Genomic DNA, 10,071 nt, shown 5'->3' on the forward strand with positions numbered 1-10,071 from the left:
TTACGCAGCGCGGACATTCGCCGAACCTTCCGGGGATACCCGCTCGCGATAGTTGCGGCGTGCTGCGGAACAAGATCAAAATCGTGCTGCTCGTGCTGCCCGCGATCGTCGTCGCCGGGTGCTCCGGCCTCCCGGTGCTCGACGGCGATCCGGACCACGACCCGGCTCAAGGCGGTGCTCCCGAAGGCGTCACGCTGAGGCCGTCCGACACGAGCTACCCGGCCGTCGGAAATCTCGATCCGGCGTTGCGGAAAGCGTTGCAGGAGGCGGCAACGGACGCGCGTCAGCGCAATGTGGACATTCAGATCGCGTCGGGCTGGCGGACGAAGGAGTACCAGCAGAAACTGCTCGACGCGGGCATCGAAAAGTACGGCAGCCTGGAGAAGGCGCGGAAGTATGTGAACACGCCGGAACAATCGACGCACGTGTCCGGCAAGGCGGTCGACGTCGCCCCCACCCGGGCTGACGACTGGCTCATCCAGCACGGCGCGAAATACGGCCTGTGCCAGGTGTACGCGAACGAGATGTGGCACTTCGAATTGCTGACCACTCCGGGCGGCACCTGCCCGCCCACCCGTACGGACGCCGCCGGTTGACGTCCGTACGGGCGGCTGGGGTCACGGGGCCCAGTAGTTGCCGGACATCACCAGGTAGACCAGCAGTTTGATGGTCTCGCCGTAGTAAGTGTCGTCGTACGGATTGGTCGCCATGTACTTCCACAGCGAATCGGTCCACGCCTGGTCGCCCGCGACCATCGCCGCGACCCCCACCGGATTCGCCGCGACCTCGGACTGATCACTGGTTTTGGTCGGCGTCCCGTCCAATTTGGTGTGCGGGTAAATCTTGGCCGGGTTGGCGCCGGAGTGGCTCTTGTAGCTGGCCGATTCCTTCTTGGCGACCTCGGTCGCGACCTTGCCGCCGTACAGCAGCGCGTCGGTGCCCATGTGCCAAGGCACCCGAACGGAGTTGTAGCCGACGATGTTGTCCGGCTGGTTCTCCAGATGATCCGCGGGCGCGGGCTTCGGGCTGTTGGTGTTCGCACCGACCACGAAGTCGGACAGCAGATTCGCGTTCGGCGAATACTTGCTGGTGAACTGGGTGATCAGCTGCTCGGTCCGGGTGACGACCTTGTTCCAGTCGTGCGCGGTGTCGTACTTCGCAAACGCGCGCAGGTGGTCGAGCATGAAGTCGGAGGGCCGGGTGTCGTCGTTGCCCGCGTCGTCGGCGATCTTGAGATGCCCGTCGGACGCGACGTCGTACTTGTAGATCTTGGCAAGCCAGTCCTTGGCGGCGGCGCTGTAGCCGCCCCACTGCTTGTCCGCGAGAATCAGCCCGTAGCCGACGTCGAGATCGCCGTCGGTGGCCGAGTCAGGGGTACCGTCGTCGGCGTACTTGCAGGTCTTGCCGTCGATCACCCACTGGAAGAGCCCCTTGCTGTCCCGGTGGTCCTGGACGAACTTCCACATCCCGTCGAAAATCGTCTTGGCCTGGTCGTCGTAGCCCGCCATCAACGGGACGATGTTCATCCCGTAGCCCTGGGCCTCGGAAACCGTGCCCTTGTTGGGCGCGTCGTCAGTCGCCCAGACGAGGTAACCGCCGCAAGCCTGGCGGAGGTAAGTTTTCTTCCAGGAGTCGTACTGTCTCTTGACCGCGTTGTCCTGCTCAGCCTGACTGACGGAAGGCCGGACACCAGTCTGATAGGTGACGTGCGCTGGAAACGGACGCGCGACGGACGCCGCAGTGGCAGGCCCAGCACCAGCCAACGCAGCAGTAAGCGAAACGGAAGCGGCAGCGAACAACGCCACCTTCCGGGAAGCGGGCATTTTCGGGGTCTCCTTGTTAGTAAACTTTCCTAACTAGGCGGCGTGAGAAAAGCCTGCTGTACCGGGTGTTTGGTGTCAAGATGTCCGGCCCTGAACTCGAAGGTGAACCGGTTCCGTAGCGTTCCGTGAGGGCCACCCTCACAGCCGCTGATTCCCTCGCGGCCGGTCTGTGAGGGGCTCCTTGAGGGACTTAGATTCCCTGAAGGAGCCCTTCACGGCTTTTTGGCGTACGTGAGGGTCGCCCTGAGGGAATCTGATTCCGTGAGGGTTCCCCTCACGGCCCTCCGCCCGTCCCGCGCCTGCTCGGGAAGCGCCCCAATGCCACATTGGGTGCGTCAGATGCACCGAACGCCACATTGGGTGCGTCGCATGCACCCAATGCCACATTGGGGCGCTAGCCCCCACCCCAAGCAAACCGCCGCCGGTGCACTCAACTGTCGGTGCACCCGCACCACCCCCGCACCCCGATACGAAGCTCTCCTGCGGTCTGAGGGTGCTTGTCAAGGCATCTTTCCCGCCTTGACAAGCACCCTCAGACCGTCAGCACAATCAAGCTTCGGGGTGCCCCACCGCAACCCTCATCGAGCGATGTGCGAAGCACGAGCAGTCCCGGCGNACCCTCATCGAGCGATGTGCGAAGCACGAGCAGTCCCGGCGCTTCCTCCCTGCCCCAACCCAAGACCCATGGAATCATCACCCCCAGCAACACCCCAGCACCAGGGAGCCAGCATGACCACCGGCCGTCCGGCCCAAGTCGAACTCAACAGCGGCGTCCTCCCCGGCAACGTCCGGGCCGACGACTGGATCATGCTCGCCCTGGCAGTCGTCTCCACCGGCATGCTGGCCTGGCTCCTCATCGGCCCGCCCCCGCCCAACATCAGCCAGTGGTTCTTCCTCGCCGACTGCGTCATCTGCGGCATCTTCTTCCTGGAACTCCTCCACCGCTGGCGCAAACAAGGCTGGCGCGCCGCCTTCCTGGCCCGCACCTGGTACGAAATCTTCGCGATGATCCCGGTCGCCCATCCGGCCTTCACCGCGAACCATCACGTCATCGGCGTAATCCTGCTGATCATCCGCCTGGGAAGGGCCGCCGACCGCGCGGTGGGGGAGCAGTTCACCTACCGCCTGGTGGACAAACTCTCCGAACCCATCGTCCGCGCCATCAAAAAACCCGTCACCATCGCCGTCCTCGACGAGGTGGTCAAGGTGTTGGAAACCGGGAACTACCCGGAGAATCTTGCCAAGTCCCTGAGCGAAAACAAGACCGAACTCCGCGCCATCATCACCGAAAAGATCTCCGAGGACCCGCAGCTGGGCAGACTGCGCAGGCTGCCGTTCCACGACGAGATCGTCCGCGCCACCGTCGACACGTCCTTCCGGGTCCTGCTGGAAGTCCTTCTGGACCCGCGCATCGACGACTTCTTCTCCTCCGTCGTCCGCGACAACCGGGAGCAGATCCGCCGCGCGGTCGCGCTCGGACTGGCCGATGTGGACGAGTCCCCGGACGAGCAGCTCCTGCGCACCCGCACCCAGCGCACCGCCGCGCACGAGTACGACGCCCAGCATCCGCGGCGTTGATCATCCATTGTGGACATACCTACCGTGCGCCGTCGGGTGCGCACTCTCCGTTGCAGCACAGGAGATTCACCGTTGAGGCCGGGCGGCGAACGCGTCAACCGCTGAAAGAGTGCACTGTGGTCGCGCGGCGCGCGCACAGACGCCTGGAGTAGGGTGAGATCTCTCGTTCCGTTGCTGCACAAGGGTTGTGTTGGCGCGAGTACGGGGCGTTCCCGCCGGAGCCGAGGCAGACTGGAGCCGGCGGGGAGGTTGAGCGCGGTTTGGAGTCGTGGACGTGATTGATAGCGGGCAGCAGGTACGCAGGTGTCGCCGGCGGGACTGCACGGAGGATTCCTTGTGGCGCGGACTGTGCTCCGTGCACTGGAACCGCTGGCAGAGCGGCGCGGACGCACTCGAACTTCCAGACGACGACGTTCCCCCGCCGCCCGCGCAGGTCTGGTGGCCGCCGGAGCGTTCGCACGCGCCGCTGAGCAGCCGGGTGCCGGGCTCGTAGCAGCTCCCGGCGCGCGACGAACACGGTCGGCGCGCGCTCGGCTACCTCGGGCCACCGAAAGGCCCGGACACAGCTGTTCCCCGGACCCGCACGGATCCGGGGAACAAACGCCTTACCGGCGAGAACGCGGGATGTGCGGCTCGTCCGGCGCGGAGAGCATCCGCACCAGCCGGGCCCGCGCCACGCGGTAGAGCAGGTCGCCGTGCTCATCGGGGACAACCCTGCCGTCGAGGTCCCGGCCCGCCGCCCGCACCACCACCTTGATCGCCTCGGCGGGCACCCGGCCCGCGAATTCCCCGGTCAGCCACGTGGTGACCTCGTCGGTCACCCGGCTTCGCACCGTCATCGGACACTCCAGTCTCCGCTCGCGGGGCCGTTCGGGGCGGCCCCGGCACTGGTCCGACGGCCGCGCCCGGAACCCGTGACGCGAAACCCGAAGAGAAAGTCTTTCCCGGCGGTGCTAGTGAACCCGGGAGTAGGTCACCGCAACGCGTTGCGCGCGATCACCTCCGCGTACCACCGTGCGCTGCGCTTCGGCGTGCGCTGCTGAGTGCGGTAATCGACGTGCACGAGGCCGAAGCGTTTCGCATACCCCTCGGCCCATTCGAAGTTGTCCAGCAGCGACCAGTAGAAATACCCGCGCAGATCAACTCCGTGGGCCAGTGCGTCGTGCGCGGCCCGCAGATGCGCGTCGAGGAAAGCGATGCGGTCGTCGTCGGTGACCTCGCCGTCGCGGATCGGGTCTGGATACGCCGCGCCGTTCTCCGTGACGTACAACGGCACCGGCGGATAGTCCCGATGCACTTGCACCAGCGACTCGGTCAGCCCGCCGGGACGCACCTCCCAGCCGGAATCCGTGCGCGGCGCGGCCGGGTCCGGGACGAAGTGCACCCGGTCGGCTCCCGGCCACTCCCGGCCCGCCGGGATGCTGCCCGGCCGCGCCGACCCGGCCACCCGGTAACCGCGATAGTAGTTCACGCCAAGCCAGTCGATCGGCTTGCCGAGCACCGCCTCGTCGCCGTCCTGCACCACGGCGTCGAAGCCGAACCGGGCCAGGTCTTCGCGCAGGTCAGCGGGGTAGCCGCCGCGCAGCAGCGGGTCGAGGTACAACCGGTTCTGCAGCCCGTCGATCCGCCGGGCGGCATCGGCGTCGGCGTCGTCCGGCGAGTCCGCGACGACCGGGTACAGGTTCAGCGTGATCCCGGACGGGGAGCTCGTGTGCTGCCGGAGCACGTCCATCGCCAGCCCGTGCGCCAGCAGCAGGTGATGTGCCGCCGCCACAGCAGCTTCCGGGGACGTCCGGCCGGGCGCGTGAACGCCCGAACCGTAGCCGAGCATCGCCGCGCACCACGGTTCGTTGAGCGTCGACCAGCTGGCCACCCGGTCGCCGAGTCGGCCCGCGATGACCTCGGCGTATTCAGCGAACCGGTACGCGGTGTCGCGCGCGGTCCAGCCGCCGCGATCCTCCAGCGATTGCGGAAGATCCCAGTGATACAGCGTCGCCCACGGCTGGATGCCCGCGGCCAGCAGCCGGTCCACGAGCCGGTCGTAGAAGTCCAGTCCGCGCGGTTCCGGTGTGCCGTGCGGCAGGATTCGCGGCCAGGACAGGGAAAACCGGTACGCGGTGAGCCCGAGCGACTGCATCAGCGCCACGTCGTCGGCGTAGCGGCGGTAGTGGTCGGCCGCCGGGTCGCCGGTGTCGCCGCGGGCCACCGCGCCCGGGCGCGCGGCGAAGGTATCCCAGACGGACGGCTCGCGTCCGTCCACTGTGGTCGATCCTTCGACCTGGAAGGCCGCCGTGGCGGCGCCCCAGACGAACGCGTCCGGGAACGCGAGCACGTCGGGGATCGGCTGTGCGGACATGGTCACCCTTTCACGGCGCCTTGCATGATCCCGGCCACGATCTGGCGGCCGAGCAGGAGGAAGACGATGAGGATCGGAATCGTGGCCAGCGTGGTGCCCGCGAGCACCAGCGAATAGTCGACGTAGTAACCGCTTTGCAGTTTCTCCAGCGCCACCTGCACGGTCGGATTGCCCGCGTCGAGGACCACCAGCGGCCACAGAAAATCGTTCCAGGACGTCATGAACGTGAACATCGCGAGGATCGCCGCGGCCGGGCGGACCGCGGGCAGGCACACGTTCCAGAAGACCCGGATCATGCTGCAGCCGTCCATGCGCGCGGCTTCGATCAGTTCGTACGGCAGAGCGTCCACTGTGTACTGTCGCATCCAGAAGACGCCGAACGCGGTGACCAGGTTCGGCACGATCACCGACTGCAGCCCGCCCGCCCAGCCGAGTTTCGACATCGCGATGAACAACGGGATGATGCCGAGCTGGGTCGGCACCGCGAGCGTCACCACGATGAACACGAACAAGCCGTTGCGGCCGCGGAAGCGCAGTTTGGCGAAGGCGAACCCGGCCAGCGACGAGAACAGCACCGTGGTGAGCGTGACCGTGCCGGACACAATGACGCTGTTGGCCAGCGCCCGCCAGAACGGCACGGTGTCGAACACCCGCGCCGCGTTGGCGAAGAAGTTGCCGCCCGGCAGCAGCGGCGGGATCCGTTCGGTGAGCATTCCGTTGTCGCGGCTGGCGACGAGAAACGACCAGTAGAACGGGAACAGCGAGCCGAGCACGAACACGATCAGCACGCCGTAGGTCGCCCTGCGCGGTTTGCCGAGCCCGGTCATTTTCGCCTCCCCGCGAGCCGTCCGGTGACGAAGTAGTTGACGAGCGCGATCACGATGATGATCAGGAAAAGCACCCAGGCGATCGCGGACGCGTAGCCGAGATTGAAGTTCTCGAAAGCGCTTTGGTACAGATACAGCGTCACCGTCTGGAACTGATGCGTGGAGCCGCCGTTGTTCGACCCGGGCATCGCGTCGAACAGCTTGGGCTCGGTGAAGATCTGCAGCCCGCCGATCGTCGAGGTGATGGTGACGAAGATCAGCGTGGGTTTGAGCAGCGGCAGCGTCACGTGGGTGAACCGGCGCACGGTGCCCGCGCCGTCGATCAGCGCGGCCTCGTGCAATTCCTTCGGAATCGCTTGCATGGCAGCGAGAACGATCAGCGCGTTGTACCCGGTCCACCGCCAGTTCACCATGATCGCGATGGCGACATGGCTGGCGAACCGATTGGCCTGCCAGTCCACCGGGGACAGCCCGAACGTCTCGAGCACGCCGTTGACGAGACCGTAGCGCGGCCCGAAAAGGTTCGCGAAAATGATCCCCAGCGCGACCAGGCTCGCCGCGTAGGGGAGCAGGATGCCGACCCGCCAGCTGGTCGCGCCGCGCAACCGGAGACTGAGCACCGCGGCGAGCAGCACCGCGATGATCAGCTGGGGCACGCTGGACAGCAGGAAGATGCTGACTGTGTTTTCCAGCGCGTGCCAGAACTGCGCATCGGTGAAGAGTTCCTTGAAGTTGTCCAGTCCGATGAAATCGGGATTGTCGTCGCCAGCCTCCCAATGAAACAGCGACACATAAGCCGTGTACAGCAACGGGAACATGCCCACGATGGCGAACACGATAAAGAACGGTGCCACGTAGAGATAAGGCGAGACCTTGACATCCCAGCGCGCCAGCCGGTCGCGGAGGCCGGGCCGCGGCGCGGCCCGGCTTTCCGGAGCGACCTTGTCGATGACTGTCATCGTCAGCGGGCGAGTTTCTTCGCGCCGTCGACCAGCCGCTGCCAGCCGTCCGCGGCCGAGGCTCCTTGTTCCACCGATTGCAGCGCCGGGCTGGCGACGTTTTCCTGGATCTGACCGTCGTTCGGGCCCTTGTACTGCGGTTTCGCCACCTTCTTCGCCTGCTCGGCGAACAGTTCGCCGATCTTCGCGCCGCCGAAGTACGCGTCGGTGGCGTTCAGCAGCTGCGGGCTTTCCAGCGCCTTCGCCTGGCTCGGGAAGTTGCCCTTGGCCTCGAACGCCTTGATCTGCTGCTCCGGCGCGGTGAGCCAGGCGGCCAGTTCAGCGGCTTCCCGCGGGTGCTTGCTCTGCTTCGGCACGGTCAGATACGACCCGCCCCAGTTGCCGCCTCCGCCGGGAAACGCCGCGGTGACCGCCCATTTGCCCGCGTTGTCCGGCCCGGCCTGTTCCTTGATCACCCCGAGCATCCACGCCGGGCAGGCCTTTGTCGCGAACGCGCTCTGCTTGAACCCGGAATTCCATTCGTTGCTGAACGCGGTGAGCTTCGCCGATTCGCCTTTCGCGACCGCGTCGGTCACCTTCGCCCAGGCGTCCTTGATGCCCTGGTTGTTCTCCACGGTGAGCTTGTCGTTGGTGTCGAGGTAGCCGACCGGCAGCTGGTTGACCATGGAGTTGAAGTTCTGCGCCGCCGAATCGAACCACGCCTTGCCGGTCTTGGCGGTGTACTGGGCGCCGGCCGCGAAATAGCTGTCCCAGGTGGCGAACAGCGGTTTCACCGCCTGCGGGTCGCTGGGCAGCCCGGCCGCGGCGAGCAGGTCCTTGCGGTAGCACATGGCGAGCGGGCCGATGTCCGTGCCGTAGCCGATGAGCTTGCCGTTCTTGTCTTTGCCCGCGTCGTATTTCCACGAAAGCCACCGGTCCGGCGAAACGCTAGACGGCCCGATCTGGCTCAGATCGTTGAACTTCGAGGACTTGCTGAGGATGTCCGACAGGTGGCCTTCCTCGACGGCCTGCACGTCGGCCAGTCCCGAGCCCGCCGCGAGTTTCGTCATCATGTCCTGGGCGTACGGCCCGCCCTGACCGGTCTTGCGGTGGGTGATCTTGATGTTCGGGTGCAGCCGCTCGTACTCCGGGATGAGCGCCTCGTAGCCGAACTCCGTGAACGTCGCGAGCGTCAGGTCCACGTGCTCGTTCGGCCCGGCCGCCGCGGGCACGTCGCCGCCGCCACCGCCGCACGCCGCGGCGCTCACCGCGGTCATCGTGATGCCCAGTGCCAGCACCAGGCCCTTCCGGAACGTTGTCACCGTCGTCAACCCCTTGGAAGTCGTTCTGGGAGCGCTCCCAGATGCCGAACGAGTGTGTTGCAGGTAACGAGGGATGTCAAGGCCAGAGTCTCCGGGAGCGCTCCCGGGCAGACCCCGTTAAGCTGACCCGATCGACAGTCAGGGGGTGGGCGGAGTGGCGCCTCGGTCCGAGGACGAGCGGCCGACGCTGGAGGACGTCGCGGCGTTCGCCGGGGTCTCGCGGTCCACCGCGTCGCGGGCGCTGAACGACGACGCGTACGTCAGCGCGCGCTCGCGCGAAAAGGTGCTGGCCGCGGCGCGCGACCTCGGGTATTCGCCGAACCAGGCGGCTCGCTCGCTCGTCACCCGGCGGACCGGTGCCATCGCGGTGGTGCTCTCGGAGCCGGAAGCGCGACTGCTCGACGACCCGTACCGGACCGCGGTGATGCGCGCGGGCTACCGGGAACTGGCCGACGTCGGCTGTCAGATGGTGCTGCTCTTCAGCGACACCCGGGAGGATCTCGGCCGGACTGTGCGGTTTCTCGAGGGCGGACACGTCGACGGCGTCCTCGTGTTCGCTCCGCACCGCGCCGATCCGCTGCCCCGGGCGTTGCGGTTGCTGAAGCTGCCCACGGTGTTCGGCGGACCGGCCGCCGATCTGCGCCGGGGCGTGCACCTGGTGGATTTCGACAACGAGGGCGGCGCCCGGCAGGCGGTGACGCATCTGGTGGAGTCCGGCCGTCGCCGGATCGCGACTATCGCGGGTCCGCAGGATCAGGGCGCGCCGATCGACCGGCTCGCCGGCTGGCGCAAGACGCTCGTGGACGCGGGGATCGACCCGTCCGGGCTAGCCGAGGAAGCCGACTTCACCCTGGCTGGCGGCGCGAAAGCGATGGCCGCGCTGCTGGAACGGGTGCCCGATCTCGACGCGGTGTTCGTCGGCAGCGACATGATGGCGGTGGGCGCGTTGCGCACGCTGTCGGATGCCGGACGCGACGTACCCGGTGATGTCGCGGTGGCCAGCTTCGACGACAACGCCGCGCTGGCTCCGGCCATGACCCCGCCGTTGACCTCGGTGCATCAGGATCCGCGCGAGCAGGTCCACGCGATGGTCTCGACGCTGATGCGGCTGCTGGACGGCGAGGACGTCGCGCCGGGTGCGCAGATCCTGCCGGTGTCGCTGGTCGTCCGCGAGTCGAGCGGGTCCAGCTAGCCCGGTTCTTCCGGGACCCCTCCCAGCCGGGTCGT

General features: G+C 66.9%; 9 protein-coding genes. 3 read left to right on the forward strand and 6 right to left on the reverse strand.

The features are described from left to right. Positions 1-59: 59 nt before the first annotated feature. On the forward strand, positions 60-596 hold the full coding sequence (locus tag EIZ45_RS32010) for a M15 family metallopeptidase (protein ID WP_134667466.1): 537 nt from the start codon (positions 60-62) through the stop codon (positions 594-596). A 21-nt stretch (positions 597-617) separates the two neighbouring features. Here the strand turns inward: EIZ45_RS32010 and EIZ45_RS32015 are convergent, their stop codons facing one another. After that, positions 618-1,823: a glycosyl hydrolase family 8 gene (locus EIZ45_RS32015; protein WP_134667465.1), complete on the reverse strand. Its 1,206-nt coding sequence runs from the start codon at positions 1,821-1,823 to the stop codon at positions 618-620. A gap of 729 nt (positions 1,824-2,552) precedes the next feature. Here EIZ45_RS32015 and EIZ45_RS32020 point away from each other — a divergent pair. Next, positions 2,553-3,401 carry an ion transporter gene (locus tag EIZ45_RS32020; RefSeq protein WP_134667464.1) on the forward strand — a complete coding sequence of 283 codons (849 nt, stop codon included), beginning with the start codon at positions 2,553-2,555 and terminating at the stop codon, positions 3,399-3,401. Positions 3,402-4,006: 605 nt separating this feature from the next. Here the strand turns inward: EIZ45_RS32020 and EIZ45_RS32030 are convergent. The 5 genes from EIZ45_RS32030 to EIZ45_RS32050 all read right to left on the reverse strand — a co-directional run bounded on the left by EIZ45_RS32030 (position 4,007) and on the right by EIZ45_RS32050 (position 8,844). Continuing rightward, positions 4,007-4,240, reverse strand: a complete 234-nt coding sequence (locus EIZ45_RS32030; RefSeq protein ID WP_134667463.1) for a hypothetical protein — start codon at positions 4,238-4,240, stop codon at positions 4,007-4,009. Positions 4,241-4,374: 134 nt separating this feature from the next. Then, entirely contained in the window at positions 4,375-5,757 is a 1,383-nt protein-coding gene (locus EIZ45_RS32035) for a GH1 family beta-glucosidase (RefSeq protein WP_134667462.1), read from the reverse strand. 2 nt (positions 5,758-5,759) lie between these two features. Next, positions 5,760-6,584 (reverse strand): carbohydrate ABC transporter permease, encoded by an 825-nt coding sequence (locus tag EIZ45_RS32040; protein WP_134667461.1) that lies wholly within the window; start codon positions 6,582-6,584, stop codon positions 5,760-5,762. Beyond that, positions 6,581-7,543, reverse strand: a complete 963-nt coding sequence (locus tag EIZ45_RS32045; RefSeq protein WP_134667460.1) for a carbohydrate ABC transporter permease — start codon at positions 7,541-7,543, stop codon at positions 6,581-6,583. Before EIZ45_RS32045 ends, EIZ45_RS32040 begins: the two co-directional genes overlap by 4 nt. Positions 7,544-7,545: 2 nt before the next feature. Further along, the gene (locus tag EIZ45_RS32050; RefSeq protein ID WP_037816897.1) at positions 7,546-8,844 is read right to left on the reverse strand and encodes an ABC transporter substrate-binding protein; all 1,299 of its coding nucleotides are present in this window, start codon (positions 8,842-8,844) and stop codon (positions 7,546-7,548) included. Between the two features lie 154 nt (positions 8,845-8,998). Between EIZ45_RS32050 and EIZ45_RS32055 the strand changes: the two genes are divergently transcribed. Continuing rightward, positions 8,999-10,036 carry a LacI family DNA-binding transcriptional regulator gene (locus tag EIZ45_RS32055; protein WP_167756613.1) on the forward strand — a complete coding sequence of 346 codons (1,038 nt, stop codon included), beginning with the start codon at positions 8,999-9,001 and terminating at the stop codon, positions 10,034-10,036. Positions 10,037-10,071: the final 35 nt, after the last annotated feature.

Origin of the sequence: Amycolatopsis sp. CFH S0740, from assembly GCF_004522315.1 — a bacterium.
GTDB classification, from domain to species: domain Bacteria; phylum Actinomycetota; class Actinomycetes; order Mycobacteriales; family Pseudonocardiaceae; genus Amycolatopsis; species Amycolatopsis nivea.